At 65.1% G+C, this 18043-nt stretch carries 16 protein-coding genes; 5 read left to right on the top strand and 11 right to left on the bottom strand.

The window, feature by feature from the left end:
* Positions 1 to 3 precede the first annotated feature (3 nt).
* The 4 genes from L1P09_RS10220 to L1P09_RS10205 all read right to left on the bottom strand — a co-directional run bounded on the left by L1P09_RS10220 (position 4) and on the right by L1P09_RS10205 (position 5548).
* Positions 4 to 1242 (bottom strand): thiolase family protein, encoded by a 1239-nt coding sequence (locus L1P09_RS10220; protein WP_054904099.1) that lies wholly within the window; start codon positions 1240 to 1242, stop codon positions 4 to 6.
* Positions 1239 to 3122 carry a feruloyl-CoA synthase gene (locus L1P09_RS10215; RefSeq protein WP_054904100.1) on the bottom strand — a complete coding sequence of 628 codons (1884 nt, stop codon included), beginning with the start codon at positions 3120 to 3122 and terminating at the stop codon, positions 1239 to 1241. The genes L1P09_RS10220 and L1P09_RS10215 overlap by 4 nt, the downstream gene beginning before the upstream one ends.
* Before the next feature lie 74 nt (positions 3123 to 3196).
* Positions 3197 to 4645, bottom strand: a complete 1449-nt coding sequence (locus tag L1P09_RS10210) for an aldehyde dehydrogenase (RefSeq protein WP_029886992.1) — start codon at positions 4643 to 4645, stop codon at positions 3197 to 3199.
* Between the two features lie 72 nt (positions 4646 to 4717).
* Entirely contained in the window at positions 4718 to 5548 is an 831-nt protein-coding gene (locus tag L1P09_RS10205; RefSeq protein ID WP_009685852.1) for a p-hydroxycinnamoyl CoA hydratase/lyase, read from the bottom strand.
* A 198-nt stretch (positions 5549 to 5746) separates the two neighbouring features.
* On the opposite strand from L1P09_RS10205, the gene L1P09_RS10200 reads away from it, so the two are divergent.
* The 3 genes from L1P09_RS10200 to L1P09_RS10190 all read left to right on the top strand — a co-directional run bounded on the left by L1P09_RS10200 (position 5747) and on the right by L1P09_RS10190 (position 8032).
* Positions 5747 to 6217, top strand: coding sequence for a MarR family winged helix-turn-helix transcriptional regulator (locus L1P09_RS10200; protein WP_029886991.1), 471 nt, complete (start codon positions 5747 to 5749; stop codon positions 6215 to 6217).
* Between the two features lie 101 nt (positions 6218 to 6318).
* Positions 6319 to 7089 (top strand): SDR family NAD(P)-dependent oxidoreductase, encoded by a 771-nt coding sequence (locus L1P09_RS10195; protein ID WP_232892450.1) that lies wholly within the window; start codon positions 6319 to 6321, stop codon positions 7087 to 7089.
* A gap of 178 nt (positions 7090 to 7267) precedes the next feature.
* Positions 7268 to 8032, top strand: coding sequence for a hypothetical protein (locus L1P09_RS10190; protein ID WP_029886989.1), 765 nt, complete (start codon positions 7268 to 7270; stop codon positions 8030 to 8032).
* 49 nt (positions 8033 to 8081) lie between these two features.
* Here the strand turns inward: L1P09_RS10190 and L1P09_RS10185 are convergent, their stop codons facing one another.
* The 6 genes from L1P09_RS10185 to L1P09_RS10160 form a co-directional block, all read right to left on the bottom strand.
* Positions 8082 to 8306 carry a hypothetical protein gene (locus L1P09_RS10185; protein WP_054904101.1) on the bottom strand — a complete coding sequence of 75 codons (225 nt, stop codon included), beginning with the start codon at positions 8304 to 8306 and terminating at the stop codon, positions 8082 to 8084.
* Between the two features lie 279 nt (positions 8307 to 8585).
* A complete protein-coding gene (locus tag L1P09_RS10180) occupies positions 8586 to 9659 on the bottom strand; it encodes an aldo/keto reductase (RefSeq protein WP_054904102.1) in 1074 nt (357 codons plus the stop codon).
* A 116-nt stretch (positions 9660 to 9775) separates the two neighbouring features.
* The gene (gene glsB, locus L1P09_RS10175; protein ID WP_235768780.1) at positions 9776 to 10684 is read right to left on the bottom strand and encodes a glutaminase B; all 909 of its coding nucleotides are present in this window, start codon (positions 10682 to 10684) and stop codon (positions 9776 to 9778) included.
* A gap of 150 nt (positions 10685 to 10834) precedes the next feature.
* Entirely contained in the window at positions 10835 to 12409 is a 1575-nt protein-coding gene (locus L1P09_RS10170; RefSeq protein WP_235768779.1) for an aldehyde dehydrogenase (NADP(+)), read from the bottom strand.
* A 35-nt stretch (positions 12410 to 12444) separates the two neighbouring features.
* Positions 12445 to 13434, bottom strand: coding sequence for an AraD1 family protein (araD1, locus tag L1P09_RS10165; RefSeq protein ID WP_054904104.1), 990 nt, complete (start codon positions 13432 to 13434; stop codon positions 12445 to 12447).
* A 31-nt stretch (positions 13435 to 13465) separates the two neighbouring features.
* Complete coding sequence (locus L1P09_RS10160; protein WP_029884937.1) at positions 13466 to 14773, bottom strand: MFS transporter; 1308 nt, start codon at positions 14771 to 14773, stop codon at positions 13466 to 13468.
* A gap of 185 nt (positions 14774 to 14958) precedes the next feature.
* Here L1P09_RS10160 and L1P09_RS10155 point away from each other — a divergent pair, with 185 nt between their 5' ends.
* Positions 14959 to 16692 (top strand): IlvD/Edd family dehydratase, encoded by a 1734-nt coding sequence (locus L1P09_RS10155; RefSeq protein WP_192439919.1) that lies wholly within the window; start codon positions 14959 to 14961, stop codon positions 16690 to 16692.
* Between the two features lie 178 nt (positions 16693 to 16870).
* Entirely contained in the window at positions 16871 to 17593 is a 723-nt protein-coding gene (locus tag L1P09_RS10150) for a FadR/GntR family transcriptional regulator (protein ID WP_054904106.1), read from the top strand.
* A 20-nt stretch (positions 17594 to 17613) separates the two neighbouring features.
* Here the strand turns inward: L1P09_RS10150 and L1P09_RS10145 are convergent, their stop codons facing one another.
* Positions 17614 to 17913: a hypothetical protein gene (locus L1P09_RS10145; RefSeq protein ID WP_029884935.1), complete on the bottom strand. Its 300-nt coding sequence runs from the start codon at positions 17911 to 17913 to the stop codon at positions 17614 to 17616.
* Positions 17914 to 18043 lie beyond the last annotated feature (130 nt).

The raw sequence follows: 18043 nt of genomic DNA, 5'->3' as shown, positions 1-18043 counted from the left end.
TGTTCAGGCAGTGAAACGGGGGTTTTCTATGAGCAGCGCCATGCCTTGGCCGCCGCCAATGCACGCAGCAGCCACCCCATAGCGCAGGTTGCCCTGCTGCAGTTGCCGAGCCAGTGTGTGCACCAGCCGCAACCCGGTGGCGGCCAGCGGGTGCCCGAGGGCAATGGCGCCACCGTGAACGTTGAGCTTTGCCACATCGAGCTGTAGCGCCTGGGCCACCGCCACCACCTGCGCGGCTTGCGCTTCGTTGATTTCGAAGCGGTCTATCTGGTCTGCGCGCAGGCCGCTGCGGCGCAGTAGCAGCTCGATGGCCGGCACCGGCCCGATACCCATGGTGTGCGGCGATACGCCCACCGCCGTGGCCATCAACAGTTTCGCCAGGGGCGGTCGCGTGCAACTGGCGTAGGGCGCCACCACTGCCGCCGCCGCCCCATCGGCCACCGCGCAACTGTTGCCTGCGGTTTGTACCCCACCAGGGTGCACGGTACGCAGCCGCGCCAGCGCTGCAGCATCGGTGGGCCGTGGGTGGCTGTCGCGGCTGACTTCGGCGAGCCCGCGTGGCAGTTCGATACCGCGTGGCTGGTAGCCGTCGGCGAAGAAGCTTTCGCTGCTGATGCTGACGATTTCCTCAGCGAACCAACCGGCCTGCTGGGCCTGTAACGCGCGCTGATGGCTGCGCAAGGCCCAGGCATCCACGGTTTCCCGCGCCAGGCCATGCTCACGGGCCAGGTTGTCTGCGGTGCCGATCATGTCCACATCGGCCGCCGGGTCGTACAACGCCTCCCAGAGAAAGTCCTTGAACCCGACCGGCGCCCCCAGGCGGAAGCCGCCCCGGTGTTCATAGGCCGCGATCGGGTTGCGTGACATGGATTCGGCACCTACGCACAACACCTGCGGCGCCCCGCTGCGCAGTTGCTCGGCAGCCTGGCGCAACAGCTCGAGCCCCGTGCCACAGATGCGCTGTACCGCCAAGGCCGGCACTGCCAGCGGCACGCCACAGTAAAGGCCGACATGCCTTGGCAGGAAATAGGCATCGAAGCTGGCCTGGGCCATGCTGCCGGCCAGCACGCTGCCCACGGCCTGCGGATCGCTACCGGCACGCGCCAGCACCGCCCGCCCGGCCTTGATGGCCAGGTCGATGGGTGAAACGGTTGCCAGCGCACCCCCAAGGTCAACCCAAGGGGTGCGCACCATATCGACGATGGCAACGTCGTCGAACACGGTGCACAGCCCGCCGCTCATGGCCGCGCCTGTGCGTGCAACTGGCCCGGGGCTTCGCACCGATACAGCGCCTCGACCAGGGCAGCGCGCCGCTGCAACACCGCACGTTGGTTGATCGAGCCCTTGTCGGTGATTTCGCCCGCGTCGATCGAGGGTGGCTCTTCAAGCAAGGCCAACCATTCGATGCGGCTGGCGTTGCCTTGGGCGTCCCGGTTCAGGTGCGTCAGCCAGTTGGCAAACCACTGGCGCACCGCGTCGCTGCCCAGCACCTGGGCGTCGCTGGCCTGTGCCCCAAGCCCCGCCAATTGCCGGCACTCGGGTAGCCGCGGGAACACCAGCATGCCCAGGCACTCGCGATCGGGCGCCGCGACCACGACGTCCTGCACATAGGGCGAGCCTTCCAGCACCGCGCGGTTGCGCAGTGGCCCGACACTGACGAATACACCCGACGACAGCTTGAAGTCCTCGGCGATGCGGCCGTCGAACATCAGGCCCTGCTCCGGCTGTTGCGGATCCGCGAGTTTCAGTGCATCGCCCGAGCAGTAGAAGCCCTCCTCGTCGAACACCTCGGCAGTTTGCTGCGGCGAGCGCCAGTAGCCCGGCATGATATGCGGGCCGCGAAAACGCGCTTCGAGCTTGTCGGCCTGGGGCACCAGCTTCACCTCACAACCCGGTGCCGGCAAGCCGACGTAGCCGGCCATCGACAGCGGCCCGGTGGTAAAGGTGCAGGACGGCGCCGCCTCGGTCATGCCCAAGCCCGCCATCATGCGGATACGCTCGCCGCAGTGCTGCTCGGCGATACGGTCCAGGCGGTCCCAAACGCTTTGCGAAAGCCCCGCTGCGGCAAAGAAGAACAGCTTCATGCGGGCGAAGAACACCTCGCGCAGCTGGGCGTCCTGCTCCAGCGCCTTGGCCAGCTCTTCCCAGCCCCTGGGTACGGTGAGGTAGGCCGTGGGCGAAATCTCGCGCAGGTTGCGCAAGGTTTCCGCGAAGCCTTGCGGGGTCGGCCTGCCGGCGTCCAGATAGAAACTGCCGCCGTTGTACAGGACGATGCCCAGGTTGTGGCTGCCGCCGAAGGTGTGGTTCCAGGGCAGCCAATCGACCAGCACCGGCGGCTCTTCGGCAAACACCGGGAAGGTCTGCAGCAGCATCTGCTGGTTGGCGCAGAGCATGCGCTGGGTGGTGATCACCGCCTTGGGCAGCTTGGTGGAACCCGAGGTGAACAGGAACTTGGCAATGGTATCGGGCCCGGTGGCGGCGAACGCAGCGTCTGCCGGCGCCAGGTCACAGGGCTGCAGCAGGCTGGCGAAACTGAAATGGCGGCGGCGTGGCGGCTGGCCATGCACGCTGACCACCGGCACCGATTCATCCAGCACGGCATCGAAGGCACGCTGGAACGGCTGGCTGTCGGTGGCGAACACCAGGCCAGGGGTCAGCACCTCGCAAACGTGGCGCAGCTTGGCGAAGTCCTGCGACAGCAGTGCGTAGGCAGGCGACACCGGGCAGTAAGGAATGCCGGCATACATGGCCCCCAGGGCAAGCTGCAGGTGCTCGATGTCATTGCCGGAAAACAGTACCAGCGGCCGTTCGGCGCCAAGGCCGAACCCTAGCAAGTGGGCAGCGATGGTACGTACCTGGTCGAGCATCTGCGCATAGCTGACTTCACGCCAGCCACCGCTGGGTTCGCGCGCGGCGATGAGGGTGGTGTGCGGGCGCACGCGCGCCCAGTGCAGCAGGCGGTCGAGCAGGCGCGCCGGCAAAGGCGCCAACGGCTCCAGCGCCAGCATGCGCAGCACACCGTCGGTTTCACTGACCTGCACTTGTGGGTGCCCAATGGACACCTGCCGGTAGCGCGGCGGTTGGCCAGGGTCGCATGACCGCAGGCGGGGTTGGGTATTCACGCAGGTTGCTCCTTGTTCTTGTTGTACAGGCTGCCGCCGCCGGGCATTGCCCGGGGCGGCCAATTGCGTGTTGCTCAGATGGGGTAATGCCGGGGGCCCTGTTGCAGGGTGACCCAGCGCAACTGGGTGAACTGGTCGATGGCCGTGCGGCTGCCGAAGCTGCCATAGCCGCTGGCCTTCACCCCGCCGAAGGGCATTTGCGCTTCATCGTGCACGGTCGGCCCGTTGATGTGGCAGATACCCGATTCCACGCGCTGGGCCAGGGCCAGCGCCCGGCTGGTGTCCCGGCTGAAAATGGCTGACGACAGGCCAAACTCCGAATCGTTGGCCAGTTGCAGCAAGGCCTCGTCACCTTCGGCGCGCAGCACTACAGCCACCGGCCCGAACGACTCTTCGCGGTACAGGCGCATGCTGCTGTCGACATGGTCGAGCAGGGTCGGCTGCAGGATGCTGCCGTCCAGCTGGCCGCCGCAGACCAGGCGAGCGCCCTTGGCCACGGCATCGTCGATCAGCGCCTTGATGCGTTCGCCCGCCGCACTGCTGACCAGCGAGCCGAGCACCGAGTCGCTGGCCTGGGGGTCGCCGGCACGAAGCCCGCTGACCTTGACTGCCAACTTGTCGACAAAGGTATCGGCGATGCGGCTATCGGCCAGCAAGCGCTCGGTGGACATGCAGATCTGGCCCTGGTTGAAGTAGGCGCCAAAGGCCGCCGCCTCGACCGCGGCGTCCAGGTCGGCGTCGTGCAGCACCAGCAACGGCGCCTTGCCGCCCAACTCCAGCAAGGCCGGTTTCAGGTGGCGTGCGGCCAACTCGCCGACGATGCGCCCCACCTGGGTGGAGCCGGTAAAATTCACCCGCCGCACAGCGGGGTTGGCAATCAGGCGTTCGACCACCGCTGGCGCATCCTGCGGGGCGTTGCTGATAACGTTGACCACGCCGTCGCCCAGCCCCGCATCCTGAAGCACCTGGCCGATCAACCGGTGCACCGCCGGGCTCTGCTCCGACGCCTTCAGCACCACGGTATTGCCGCACGCCAGGGGCATGGCGATGGCGCGCGTGGCCAGAATGACCGGGGCATTCCAGGGCGCGATACCCAGCACCACCCCGCACGGTGCTCGCAAGGCCATGGCGAAACTGCCAGGCACATCGGAAGGGATCACCTCGCCGGTGACCTGCGTGGTCATGGCGGCGGCTTCACGCAGCATGTTGGCCGCCAGCTTCACATTGAAGCCGTACCAGTTGGCCATCGCCCCGGTTTCACCGGCCGCAGCGATGAACTCGCCGGCGCGCGCCTGCAGCAGGTCTGCGCCGGCCAGCAGGCGGCCACGTCGCTCACTGGGCGCCAGTGCTGCCCACGCCGGGAATGCCGCGCTGGCGGCTGCCACGGCAGCATCGGCATCGGCCAGCGAAGCCGCGGCCACCTGCGATACCACTTCACCACTGACCGGGTTGCGTCGCTCGAAGGTTCGTCCATCGCTGGCGGGGCACGACCGCCCGCCAATCAGCAAAGGCACCTGCAACATGCTCATTCCTCTTTTTGTATTCATGGGCACTATTCGCGGGCTGCCGCCAGGGGCGGCGCGGCCCGCTGTCACTCAACGCTTGTAAGCCTGCAAGCCTGGCTTGATGCTCTTGTCGTCGAGGAACTGCTTCATGCCCTGCTCGCGCCCCCCTTCGGTATCCAGCAGGCGGGACTGGTCGAGCTTGGCGTACAGGTAGTCTTCGTTCTGCTCCCAGGTCAGTTCGCGGCAACGCTTGAAGCCGTTCTTGGCGGCACGCAGCACCACCGGGTTTTTCTCCAGCAGGTTCAGCGCCAGTTCGCGGGTGGTTTCGCGCAGTTGGGCCAACGGCACGCTTTCGTTCACCAGGCCCATTTCGGCCGCCTTTGCCCCACCGAAGGTCTTGCCGGTCATGATGTAGTACAGCGACTGACGGTGGCCCACGGTGTCGGCCATGGCCTTGCTGACCAGGTTGCCGGGTGGGATGCCCCAGTTGATTTCCGACAGGCCGAACGTGGCTTCGTCGGCACAGATGGCCAGGTCGCAGGCCACCAGCGGGCTGAAACCGCCGCCGAAACACCAGCCGTTGACCATGGCAATGGTCGGTTTGGCGTACATGCGCAGCAGCTTCCACTGCCACTGCGATGCATCGCGGCGGATTTTTTCCTGAAGGATTTCCGGCCCGGCGTCCACCTCGCGGAAGTACTCCTTGAGGTCCATGCCGGCCGTCCACGACTCCCCGGCACCGGTCAGGACCAGTACGCCAGCCTCGGCGTCCTGCTCCAGGGTTTCCAGCACGTCGATCATTTCCCGGTTCAGGGTGGGGCTCATGGCGTTGCGTTTTTCTGGCCGATTCAGGGTGACCCAGGCAATGCCCGACTCCAGCTCGACTTTCACGGTAGCCCAACGGCCTGCGTATTTGCTCATGGTTCTGCACTCTTGTTGTTCGGGGTGATGCCCTCAAGCTAAGGGAGCAAATTAGTTATGTCAATTAACTATTATGAAAATTATCCTTTGCAGCATCTAAGCCCCCGCTCTTTTTCACCAGCCCTCCTCTAGCCGGATCTTGCCAAGGCAGGCAAACTAGGTAACTTTATTACCAATGCCCCAGGAGCCATTCACCCGATGGGAAGGTCTGCCCGCACCACCGATACTGCTGCCACCGCCGTTTCCGGGGCGGATGTCGTGCTTGAAGACTTGATCGGTTATGCCCTTCGCCGTGCCCAGTTGAAGCTGTTTCAGAACTTTATCGGCCGGCTGGCTGCCCATGATCTGCGCCCGGCGCAATTTTCGGCACTGGCGGTGATCGAGCAGAACCCAGGGCTGATGCAGGCGGACCTGGCCCGCTCGCTGGCCATCGAGCCACCCCAGGTGGTACCGCTGTTGAACAAGCTGGAAGAACGCGCCCTGGCCGTACGGGTGCGCTGCAAACCGGACAAGCGCTCGTACGGGATTTTTCTCAGCAAAGCCGGTGAAGTACTGCTCAAGGAGTTGAAGCAGATCGCCAGCGACAGCGACCGGGAAGCGACCGCGGCACTGAATGACGAGGAGCGCGAGCAATTACTGCGCTTGTTGACCAGGATCTACCAGGCGTAAAACCTGTGAGCCGCGCTACCGCGGTGCTGCTGCCGGTAGCGCATGATCTGCAATGACCCGGTGTACTCATTGGGAGTACCCCGCAGTGCCGAGGGCGCCCCATGCACCTGATCCCTGGATTGACCGGGCAAGCCAATGCCCTGATAGGCGGCGCCAGCCAAGGCATCGGCCTGGCACTGTGCCAGGCCTTGCTGGCCCGCGACGATATCGACCTGGTGTGGGCGGTATCGCGCAGTGCCAGCCGTAGCAGCGCATTGATTGCGCTGACGGCCGCACACGGCCAACGCCTGAGGCTGGTGGATTGCGATGCACGCGACGAGGCGGCCCTTGCTGCGCTGGCCTGCACGGTCAGCGCTGGCTGCAAGCACCTGCACCTGGTGGTGAGCACGCTGGGCATTCTGCACCAGCAAGGCGCCAAGGCGGAAAAATCCCTGGCCCAGCTGGACCTGGCCGGGTTGCAGGCCAGCTTCGTGACCAATGCCTTCGCCCCTATTCTGCTGCTCAAGCACCTGCTACCCCTGCTGCGCCAACAGCCGGCCACCTTTGCCGCACTGTCGGCGCGGGTGGGCTCGATCGGCGACAACCGCCTGGGCGGCTGGTACAGCTACCGCGCGAGCAAGGCGGCGCTGAACCAGCTGTTGCACACGGCAAGTATCGAGCTGCAACGCCTGAACCCGGCGGCTACGGTATTGGCGCTGCACCCAGGCACCACCGATACCGCGCTGTCGCGGCCGTTCCAAAGCAATGTGCCGCCGGGCAAGTTGTTCGAGCCGGCGTTTGCCGCCCAGTGCGTGATCGACCAGGTAGGCCGGACAGGCCCAGCCGACAGTGGCAGCTTCTGGGGGTGGGACGGCCAGCGGATCCCGTGGTGAGCCGCTTCGCGCCCTAGGCCCGGCCCGCGCGGCATGACCTTGCAGGCACGCCACAGCCTTGACCCCGGCCCTTGCGCCGCCGCATGCTCGCAGGCTTGCCCCCACGCACAAGGAACGATTGCATGCTGCTGCAGCCCCCGGCCACCCACACCGAGCTGGGCCTGGGCCCATTCGCGCAATGACGCTGTTGTACCTGAAGCTAATCGTCACCCCTTTGCTGATGTGGGCCATTTCCCTGGCGTCGCGCCGATGGGGCGGCCTGCTGGGCGGGCTGTTGTCCGGCATGCCCATTACCTCGGCACTGGTCATGACCTTCCTGTGCCTGGAACAGGGCAGCACCTTTGCTGTAGCTGCAGTGCCTGGCGCACTGGGCGGCCTGGTGGCGGTGCAGGCGACGTACTGCTGCTTCATGTGGAGCACCCGCCGGGCAGCGCTGGTACCCGCCGTGCTGCTGGCGTTGCTGGCGTACGGCTTGGTGGCTTACGCATTTACCCACTGGGGCAACCTGCACCTGTCGGTGGCCGTAGCGCTGGTTCTGATCGGGGTGCTGATACGCGCCAGTGGCCGCGAGCCCAGCCCGGACATGCTGGCCCGCCCCAAGCACCGATACTGGGAAATACCGCTGCGCATGGTGGCGGCGACCAGCCTGCTGATGCTGACCACAAGCCTGGCCGACTGGCTGGGCCCGGCAACCAGCGGCATGCTGGCACCGATACCGGTAATCGCATGGCCGCTGGTCGTGTTTGCCTACGTACAGAATGGCCGGCCCGGGATGGCCGCGATGGTGCGGGGCAATGCGATTGGCGCGGTGGGGGTGATCGCGTTCTACCTGGTATTGGCAGCACTGCTGCAAGCCTGGGGCGCCGCGGCTGCCATCGGCGTGGCAATCGCCAGTGCCGTGGTGCTGACCCTAGGGCTGGCCGCCGCATTACGGCGGCGCTGAAGTTCAGCCTGCCACGCCAAGGGGTGGCAGGCTCACCCGGTGGGCTTCGTCACGCCACGTCGATTTGGGTCAGCCCCATTACCTTGGCCTGGGCCAAGATTTCGTCCGGGCTGGCATCAGCGGGCGGCATCAGCAAACTGTTCTCGCCGTCGCCGAAGTGCAGCACCATCAGGTGCAGCGCTGCCTGGTGCAGGGCAAGCTCGGGCTGTTCGAGCTCGAAGGTGTGGGTGCAAGGCTGGCCATTGAGTTGATAGCGGACCGTGTAGGCGTGCATAAGAACCTCTTGATTGAACAAGGACTCAATACCTGACCGGTCGGGCAGAAAATAATTCAGGTAAATAGCGGGCGCCTGGCCCGTGGGGCCAAGCGACCGCCAGATTGGTACTGCGCTGCGATTACTCGGCGCCCGGCGGAATGCCGTCCTTGTTCTTGTCTTTCAACCGGGCCTTCTCCTCTTCCGTGGAATGGGCTGGCACTTGGGTTTGCTGGTCTTTCTGCTGCTCGGCCATGGGCGTGTCCTCTTCGATGGTGGCTGAACGATTACCTGCACTCGTCACGGTTGCTGGCGCTGCATCGTTTTGCGGTGCAAGGCGATGAATGGCGCCTCGGCAGGGTCGATGCGGTCCATTTCGGCCGCGATCCGGTGCCAGTAGGGATACTGGGGCGCGATCCGCGTGGCCTGTTCCATCTGTTCCAGGTCTTCTGGCAAGAGCACCAGCTCGGTCGCCTGCAAGTTGTCATGCAGCTGCTCGAAGCTGCGCCCCGCCGTGATCACGCTGGTGATGCCTGGGCGGTCCTTGAGCCAGGCCAGGCATACCCGTGCCGGCGAGCAGCCATGGCGCTGGCCGATGGTGATCAAGGCTTCGATGATGTCATAGGCCCGCTCGCGATCATGCACGTAGGGTTCTGGCCAGTCATTGCCCTGGCGGGTGCCCTTGGGGGTCTGCTGCCCGCGCCGCACCTTGCCGGTCAGCAACCCCTCGCCCAGGGGCCCCCACACCAAGGTTGCAACCCCTTGGTCGATGGCCATGGGCAGCAATTCGTACTCGGCTTCGCGCGCCTCCGGGGTGTAATAGATTTGCTGCGAGACCGGCTGCTGCCAGCCATTCACGCGCGCGCTGCCGAGGGTTTTCATCATTTGCCAGGCGGTATAGTTGGACGTGCCGAAGTAGCGGATCTTCCCGCTCTGCACCAGGTGGTCCAAGGCCGCCAGGGTTTCCTCCACCGGCGTCACGCCATCCCAGTTGTGTACCTGGTACAGGTCGATATGGTCGGTACCCAGGCGCTTGAGGCTGGCCTCGCAGGCGCGAATCAAGTGGTAACGCGACGCCCCGCTGTCGTTGGGGTTGTCGCCCATCGGGCTGCGCGCCTTGGTCGCGAGGATGATCGACTGGCGCCGCTGGGCCAGCGCCTGGCCAACGATTTCTTCGGCAAGGCCGTGCGAGTACAAGTCGGCCGTGTCCACCATATTGACGCCGGCATCGAAGGCCATGTCGAACATGCGCCGTGCCTGGTCGACATCCACGCTACCGGTTTTTTCGAATGCGCCACGCCCGCCGAACGGGACCGTGCCAACCACCAGCTCCGAAACCAGCAGGCCAGTGTTGCCGAGTGCGCGGTATTTCATGGGCTACCTCCATTGCATAAGACATGCAATACCGACGGCCCATGGCGCTGAAACGTTCAATCAGGTTGGCCGAACCCGGCTGGGGCAAGCGACCACGCGCCAGGCCAGCCTGGTATTCAGAACACCGACCAGCCAATGCGTGCGCTCAGCAACTCCAGCGCGGCCATGCCGGCCAGCGAGTTGCCCGCCGCATTCAGCTCCGGCGACCACACGCATACGCTGAACTGCCCCGGTACGATGGCGACGATGCCGCCGCCGACGCCACTCTTGCCCGGCAACCCTACCCGGTAGGCGAAGTTGCCTGCCTCGTCATACAGGCCACTGGTGGCCATGATCGAGTTCACCTGCTGGGTCTGGCGACGGCTGAGAATTTGCTGACCGCTGTGCTTGCAAAAGCCGTCGTTGGCCAGAAAGCAGAATGCCCGCGCCAAGTCCAGGCAATTCATGCGCAGTGCGCAGTAGCTGAAGTAACTGCGCAGCACCGTTTCCACCTCGTTGTGGAAGTTGCCAAACGACTGCATCAGGTAAGCCATGGCCGCATTGCGCGCGCGGAACTGATACTCCGAATCGGCGACGCGGGTGTCGATCTGGATGTGCGGGTTACCGGACAGGCGCCGGACGAAATCGCGCATCGACAAGGTTGGCGCAGCGAAGCGCGACTGGTTGATGTCGCAGATGACCAAGGCCCCTGCGTTGATGAACGGGTTGCGCGGGCGCCCGCGCTCGAACTCCAGCTGCACCAGCGAGTTGAATGGCTGGCCGGACGGCTCATGGCCAAGCCGCTCCCAGATCGCTTCACCCGAATGGCCTATCGCCTGAACCAGGCTGAACACCTTGGAAATGCTCTGCACCGAGAACGGTTCCAGGGCGTCGCCCGCACAGTAGTGACTGCCATCGTTGCTGTAGACGGCGATGCCCAGTTGCTGGGCCGGCACGTCGGCCAGCGCAGGAATGTAATCGGCAACTTTGCCCGTGCCGATCAAGGGGCGTACTTGTTCAAGGATCTCGTCCAACAGCGTTTGCATGGCGGGCCCTGGTTCAGTCCCCCTCGACGACGGCGGGGGTCGCATTCTTGACGCCGAGTGCGTGAAGGAAATCACACATTTGGCAACAAACTCCCCCGTCGGCGCCGTTCGGCCTGCAAGGCCTGGGCCGCCGCCATGCCCAAGCCTGCGTCAGATCAATGCCTCACGGCTGTGCTGGCCGTCGACCAAGCGCTGCAGCCCCAGCGGGTTGGCATTTTTCAGCGCATCGGGCAGCAGCGCATCGGGGTAGTCCTGGAAGCACACCGGGCGCAGGAAGCGGTCGATGGCCAAGGTGCCGACCGAGGTGCCGCGGGCATCGGAGGTGGCCGGGTAGGGCCCACCATGCACCATCGCTTCGCACACTTCGACACCGGTGGGGTAACCGTTGAGCAGCAGGCGCCCTGCCTTGCGCTGCAGCAGCGGCACCAGCGTGGCGAACTGCTGGAGGTCTTGCGGCTCGGCGATCAGGGTGGCGGTGAGCTGCCCGTGCAACGCTTGCACGGCGCGGCGCAGCTCGGCTTCGTCGGCGACTTCGACCAGCACCGTGGCAGGCCCGAACACTTCTTCCTGCAGCAGTTCGTCACCGTTCAACAGCAGGCTCGCATCGGCCTGGAACAGCTGCGCCCGGGCCTGGTCGCCAACCTGCTCGGCACCGGCCAGGTGGCGCACGCCTGGGTGCTGGTGCAGGCGCTGCACGCCACTGGCATAGCTGCGCAAGGTGCCTGTATTGAGCATGGTTTGCGCGGGCTGGTCGGCCAATTGCGCAGCCAGCGTTGCAGTGAAGGCGGTGAATGCCTCACCGGCAATGCCAATGACCAGCCCGGGGTTGGTGCAGAACTGCCCACAGCCCAGCACCACCGAAGCCGCCAGCGCCTCGGCCACCTGCCCGCCGCGCGCGCGCAACGCCGCGGGCAAGACCAGCACGGGGTTGATGCTGCTCATTTCGGCGAACACCGGAATCGGCTGGGGGCGTGCTGCCGCCAGGTCACACAGGGCACGCCCGCCCTTGAGCGAACCGGTAAACCCCACCGCCTGGATGGCCGGGTGGCGCACCAACGCTTCACCCACACCGCTACCGTAGACCATGTTGAACACCCCGGCAGGCATGCCGGTCGCCTGCGCCGCCCGCTCGATAGCCTCGCCCACCTGCGCGGCCGTGGCCATATGGCCGCTGTGCGCCTTGACCACCACCGGGCAGCCAGCGGCCAGCGCTGCTGCGGTGTCGCCGCCGGCAGTGGAGAACGCCAGGGGGAAGTTGCTGGCACCGAACACGGCTACCGGCCCTACGCCGGTGCGGTACTGGCGCAAGTCCGGGCGTGGCAGTGGCTGGCGCTGTGGCTGAGCGCGGTCGATGCGCGCCGCCAGGTAATCGCCGCGGCGCAGTACTTTGGCGAACAGGCGCAGCTGATTGCTGGTTCGGCCGCGCTCGCCCTGGATGCGCGCAGCAGGCAAGGCCGTTTCGCGGCACACCGTGGCGATGAAGCTATCGCCCAACGCGTCCAGCTGGTCGGCAATGGCATCCAGAAACTGCGCGCGACGCTCGGGCGCCATGCCGTTGTATTCGACGAATGCCGCTTCGGCGGCCTCGGCAGCGGCAGCCACCTCGCCAGGGGTGGCCTGGGTGAAGATCCCCGGCAAGGCTTCGCCGGTGCGCGCATCGAGGCTTTGCAGGTGAACGCTGCCAGCAGCGCTGCGCTGGCCGCCAATGAAATTGCTTGCAGACATGGTTGACTCCTGTAACAAGAAAGAAGGCCTGGCCCTCACAGGCTTTTCACCAGCCCTGGGCGAACCTGCCCGGGCGCTGCGGCAACGCCGTTGCGCAGCGGCTGGCCAAAGGCGTCGAGGCTGATTTCGAAGGTATCGCCCGGTCGGGCCTGCACGCCGTCGGCGAACGACAGTGTGGCGGTGCCGAAATAGTGCACATGCACATCGCCAGGGCGCAGGAACTGGCTGTATTTGAAGTGGTGGTACTCCAGGTTCTCGAAGCTGTGGCACATGTTCTGCTCGCCGGACAGGAACGGCTTGCTCCACAGCACCTGGCCATCGCGCAGAATGCGGCTGGTGCCTTCGAGGTGCGCTGGCAACGCCCCCAGGCGAAGCTCCGGGCCGAAACTGCAGGCGCGCAGCTTGGAATGCGCCAGGTACAGGTAATTGCGCCGCTCCAGCACATGGTCGGAAAACTCGTTGCCCAAGGCGTAGCCAATCCGGTACGGGGTATTGCCCGGGCCGATCAGGTACAGCCCGACCAGCTCAGGCTCCTCGCCGGCGTCTTCGGCAAAGGCCGGCAGCGGCAGGTCGGCGCCGGGGCGCACCACGATCGCGCCGTCGCCCTTGTAGAACCACTCCGGCTGCGCACCCTCCTCACCCGCTGGCGGCCGCCCGCCCGCCAGGCCCCACTGGAACATGCGCATGCTATCGGTCAAGGTACCTTCGGCCTGTTGCTGGTGCATTTTGTCGCGGGTGGCGGCGCTGCCCAGGTGGGTCAGGCCGGTGCCGGTGACCAGGCAGTGCGCCGGGTCCGGGTGGTCCAAAGGTGGCAGCACACGGCCCTGGGCCAGCAAGGCCAGGTAGTCGTGCCGCTCACCCAGCCCAGCGGCCCGGACTTCACTGGCCAGATCGCGGCCGGCGGCAATGGCCTGCAAGGCCAGCTCACGGGTGCTGCTGACGCCCCGCACTTCAAGGGCGTACTCGCCTTCCACCACGCCCACATGGCGCGCGCCGGCGGCGCTTTCGAATTGAATCAGTCGCATGGTTGATGTGCTCGCTTGTCGGTTGCAAAGTTCAGCGGGCGCCTTCGGCGGCCCGCGTGGAAGCCAGGCGTTGGCGACGCTCCAGGCGGTTGTAGACGACGCCGGTGAGCAGCACGCCGAACAGCATCACCAGGGCAAGGAAATACAGCCCCGAAGACAACTGCCCGGTGTGTTCCTTGAGCGCGCCGATACCGAACGGCCCCAGGTAGCCGCCAAGGTTGCCGATCGAGTTGATCAGGGCGATGCCTGCGGCTGCGCTGGCACCTGAAAAGAACCGCCCAGGCAGCGTCCAGAAGATGGCCGTGCAGGAAAACAGGGCAAACGCCACCACGCACAGCGCGGCCAACTGCAGCACCGGCACCGTCAGCCAGGCACTGAGGAACAGGCCTATGGCGCCCAGCGCACACAGCAGGCCCAGGTGCCCATAGCGGTCGTTGAGGCGGTCAGAGCTGCGGGGCATGATCAACAGGCCGATGATGCCGAACAGGTACGGCACCGCCGAAACGAAGCCCGTGACCAGATCGCTGCCGCCAAACTGGTGGATCAGCGTTGGCAGCCACAAGCCGAGGCCGTAGATGCTCAAGGTGACCGGCAGGTAGAACAGCGCCAGCAACAGTACGCGGCCGTCCTTGAGCGCATGCAGCGGGTTGCCATGGCGGGTCTGGCCAAAATCACGCAGGTCGTTGGCCAGTTGCTCCTGCAGCCAACTGCGTTGTGCCTCGCTGAGCCAGCGCACCTGGGCAGGCCCGTCCGGCAGCAGGCGCAAGGTAGGCCAGGCGAGCAGCACCGCCGGGGTGCCGATGCAGATGAACAGCCACTGCCAGCCATGCAGGCCGTAGATGCCCTCCAGTCCCAGCAGCGCGCCGGAAAGCGGCCCGGTGATCAGCATGGCCAGGGGCTGCGAGAGGATGAAAAAGCCCAGGATCTTGCCGCGATGCCGCACCGGGTACCACTGGGTTATGTAGTACAGCACCCCCGGAAAGAAGCCCGCCTCGGCGGCGCCGAGCAAGAAGCGCATCACGTAGAAGCCATTGGGCCCGGTCACGAAGGCCATGCCGATGGTAATTGCACCCCACGTCACCAGGATGCGGGCGAACCAGCGCCGCGCGCCAAAGCGGTCGAGCAGCAGGTTGCTCGGCACTTCGAACAGAAAATAGCCGATGAAGAACAGCCCGGCACCCAGGCCATAGGCCGCGTCACCCAGGCCGATGTCGGCGCCCATGTGCAGCTTGGCAAAGCCCACCGCCGAACGATCGACGTAGGCCACCAGGTAAAGCAGAACCAGAAAAGGGATGAGTTTCAGTGTGATCAGGCGGACAAGCCGCTGCTCCTGAATCATGGCGATGTCTCCAATTGTTCTTGTAATGATCACAGCACCCGGCCGGGGCTTTTTGGCAGACCGCTAACCTGGCGACAGGATCATATAGTAATACTATTTGGAACAACAAGCCTTCACATGCGCGATTTCACGCAGTACAGTTAGGCAATAAACGACAAATAGTAATACTAATAGGGTCTCCCGATATGTCTGACGCCAAACGCCCCCTGCGCTCTGCCCAATGGTTCGGAACCGCCGACAAGAACGGCTTCATGTACCGCAGCTGGATGAAGAACCAGGGCATTCCGGACCATGAATTCCAGGGCAAGCCGATCATCGGCATCTGCAACACCTGGTCGGAGTTGACGCCGTGTAACGCGCATTTCCGCAAAATTGCCGAGCATGTGAAAAAAGGCGTGCTGGAGGCTGGCGGCTTCCCGGTGGAGTTCCCCGTGTTTTCCAGCGGCGAGTCCAACCTGCGCCCCACCGCCATGCTCACCCGCAACCTGGCGAGCATGGATGTGGAGGAAGCGATCCGCGGCAACCCGGTGGACGCCGTGGTGCTGCTGACAGGCTGCGACAAGACCACCCCGGCGCTGCTGATGGGCGCTGCCAGCTGCGACGTGCCGGCGATCGTGGTGACCGGAGGGCCGATGCTCAACGGCAAGCACAAGGGCAAGGACATTGGCGCCGGCACCATCGTCTGGCAGATGCACGAGGCCTACAAGGCCGGCCAGATCGACCTCAACGAGTTCCTTTCCGCCGAAGCTGGCATGTCGCGCTCGGCGGGCACCTGCAACACCATGGGCACCGCCTCGACCATGGCCTGCATGGCCGAAGCGCTGGGCACCTCCCTGCCCCACAATGCCGCCATCCCGGCAGTGGATGCCCGCCGCTATGTCCTTGCCCACCTTTCCGGCATGCGCATTGTCGATATGGTTCGCGAAGACCTGCGCCTGTCGAAAATCCTCACCCGCGAAGCCTTCGAGAACGCGATTCGCGTCAACGCCGCCATCGGCGGCTCGACCAACGCCGTTATCCACCTGAAGGCGATTGCCGGGCGCATTGGCGTAGACCTGCAACTGGAAGACTGGACCCGCGTTGGCCGCGGGACACCGACCTTGGTCGACCTGCAGCCATCGGGCCGCTTCCTGATGGAAGAGTTCTATTACGCCGGTGGCTTGCCGGCGGTCATCCGCCGCCTGGGCGAACATGGCCTGCTGCCCAACCCCGACGCGTTGACGGCCAACGGCAACAGCCTGTGGGCCAACTGCCAGGCCGCGCCGTTATATGACGAAGCAGTGATACGCCCGCTGGCCAACCCACTCGTGGCCGATGGCGGTATCTGCATCTTGCGTGGCAACCTGGCGCCCAAGGGCGCGGTGCTCAAACCGTCAGCCGCCACCCCGGCGCTGATGCAGCACCGTGGCCGCGCCGTGGTGTTCGAAAACTTCGAAGACTACAAGGCACGCATCAACGACCCTGAACTGGATGTAGACGCCAATTCGGTACTGGTGATGAAGTACTGCGGGCCCAAGGGCTACCCGGGCATGGCCGAAGTCGGCAACATGGGCTTGCCGGCGAAGTTGCTGGCCCAGGGCGTAACCGACATGGTGCGTATTTCGGACGCACGCATGAGCGGCACTGCCTACGGCACCGTGGTACTCCATGTGGCGCCCGAGGCCGCAGCAGGCGGGCCATTGGCCGCAGTGCGGGAAGGTGACTGGATCGAACTGGACTGCAAGGAGGGCCGGCTGCACCTGGATATCAGCGCCGAGGAACTGGCCGGCCGGCTGGCCGACCTGCAAGCCCCGCCGCAGTTGATCACCGGCGGGTATGCCAAGCTGTACCTGGACCATGTGATGCAGGCCGATGAAGGCTGCGATTTCGACTTCCTGGTGGGCTGCCGAGGGGCAGCGGTGCCCAAGCATTCCCACTGACCAGCCGCACCCCGCAATGAAGGAGCGGGCTCAGCCGCGAACACCGGCGAAGCCCGTTCCACCCACCACGCTGTTTCCCGCCGAACCAAGCCAAACTGCTGCGACCTCGTCAAAAGGCCGCCGCCCATTCACTGATGCTATGATGCTCCCCCCGCTTGAAGGACCACCCGCGCCCCCCATGAACTACCGCCAGCCCTCCACGCGCAAGAGCATGCACACCACTTTGGTACAGGACCTCGGCCTGCAGATCGTCTCTGGCCAACTCGCGCCCGGGCAGAAGCTGCCCAACGAGGCCAGCCTGTGCGAAAGCTACGCGATCAGCCGGCCCGTGTTCCGCGAAGCGATGCGTGCGCTGACTGCCAAAGGCCTGGTCGAAGCCCGCCCCCGGGTCGGTACCCTGGTGCGGCCGCGCCATGACTGGCACATGCTTGACCCAGACGTGCTGCACTGGCTGATGCAGGCCACGCCGCAGAAGGACTTTTTCAATACCTTGTCCAGCGTACGCTGGGTCATCGAGCCCGCTGCTGCCGCACTGGCCGCCACCAACGCTACGGCCGAAGATGTGCAGTCGATCAGCGAAGCGTATCAACGCATGGAAGCCGCGCGCACCCATGAAGAGCGGCTGCAACCGGACCTGGACTTCCACGCACGCATCGCCGACGCCACCCACAATGACCTGCTGGCCTACCTGTGCAACATGTTGTCCATGGCCCTGCGCGAATCGGTGCGCTATTCCAACCAGCGGCCAAACTTCAACCAACTCGCCCTGCCCCGGCACAAGGCCATTTTGACCGCCATCCAGAATGGCGACGCACTCGGTGCACGCCATGCCTCGCTGGTACAGCTTGAGGATGCGCGCGTGGCGCTGGGCAAAGTACTGGGGCAGGACCCGACCAGCTAAGGCAGAAGGCCGCCGGGTGCTTATTGCAGGGCGGCCTTGGGGGGCACGGCAGACACGCCTGTTTCGGCTATCTGCCGCGCACGCATGCTGCCCCAGGCCAAGGCACGAACCAATGAGCGCTTCGGCCAGCAGTCGTAGGCCTCTTCGTGCAATGCCATCCCGGAACGGGCATACACCCCCAGGAACATCTGCGTGGTCCCGCTGCGCGAAAGCCTGACCTGTACATCTATCCGGCTGCCGTCTGCCAGGGTCTCTTCATGGCTGCGATGGTTCAGCGCAGGGTCGACCCACGCCCAATACACGTTACCCCTCATCCGCATAGCGCCTCCAGCGATCGAAATTGGCTGTACCCCAGGCCGTGCGGCTTACCCTACTTTGGGATTAAGCCGATATAACTGGATCGACCGCCGAGCGTGCGTATGTGCTGCAATTATTTAACAGCCGCATTTG

The organism is Pseudomonas juntendi (assembly GCF_021560075.1).
Classification (GTDB): domain Bacteria; phylum Pseudomonadota; class Gammaproteobacteria; order Pseudomonadales; family Pseudomonadaceae; genus Aquipseudomonas; species Aquipseudomonas juntendi.
The sequence above is the reverse complement of the archived record's forward strand: the minus strand, read 5'-3'. Positions and strand labels throughout refer to the sequence as shown.

Bases quoted from the DNA above. Each gene is read 5' to 3' on its own strand.
- L1P09_RS10220 (WP_054904099.1), bottom strand. From the start codon at position 1,242: ATGAGCGGCGGGCTGTGCACCGTGTTCGACGACGTTGCCATCGTCGAT.
- L1P09_RS10210 (WP_029886992.1), bottom strand. From the start codon at position 4,645: ATGTTGCAGGTGCCTTTGCTGATTGGCGGGCGGTCGTGCCCCGCCAGC.
- L1P09_RS10205 (WP_009685852.1), bottom strand. From the start codon at position 5,548: ATGAGCAAATACGCAGGCCGTTGGGCTACCGTGAAAGTCGAGCTGGAG.
- L1P09_RS10200 (WP_029886991.1), top strand. From the start codon at position 5,747: ATGGGAAGGTCTGCCCGCACCACCGATACTGCTGCCACCGCCGTTTCC.
- L1P09_RS10195 (WP_232892450.1), top strand. From the start codon at position 6,319: ATGCACCTGATCCCTGGATTGACCGGGCAAGCCAATGCCCTGATAGGC.
- L1P09_RS10190 (WP_029886989.1), top strand. From the start codon at position 7,268: ATGACGCTGTTGTACCTGAAGCTAATCGTCACCCCTTTGCTGATGTGG.
- L1P09_RS10185 (WP_054904101.1), bottom strand. From the start codon at position 8,306: ATGCACGCCTACACGGTCCGCTATCAACTCAATGGCCAGCCTTGCACC.
- L1P09_RS10180 (WP_054904102.1), bottom strand. From the start codon at position 9,659: ATGAAATACCGCGCACTCGGCAACACTGGCCTGCTGGTTTCGGAGCTG.
- glsB (WP_235768780.1), bottom strand. From the start codon at position 10,684: ATGCAAACGCTGTTGGACGAGATCCTTGAACAAGTACGCCCCTTGATC.
- L1P09_RS10170 (WP_235768779.1), bottom strand. From the start codon at position 12,409: ATGTCTGCAAGCAATTTCATTGGCGGCCAGCGCAGCGCTGCTGGCAGC.
- araD1 (WP_054904104.1), bottom strand. From the start codon at position 13,434: ATGCGACTGATTCAATTCGAAAGCGCCGCCGGCGCGCGCCATGTGGGC.
- L1P09_RS10160 (WP_029884937.1), bottom strand. From the start codon at position 14,773: ATGATTCAGGAGCAGCGGCTTGTCCGCCTGATCACACTGAAACTCATC.
- L1P09_RS10155 (WP_192439919.1), top strand. From the start codon at position 14,959: ATGTCTGACGCCAAACGCCCCCTGCGCTCTGCCCAATGGTTCGGAACC.
- L1P09_RS10150 (WP_054904106.1), top strand. From the start codon at position 16,871: ATGAACTACCGCCAGCCCTCCACGCGCAAGAGCATGCACACCACTTTG.
- L1P09_RS10145 (WP_029884935.1), bottom strand. From the start codon at position 17,913: ATGCGGATGAGGGGTAACGTGTATTGGGCGTGGGTCGACCCTGCGCTG.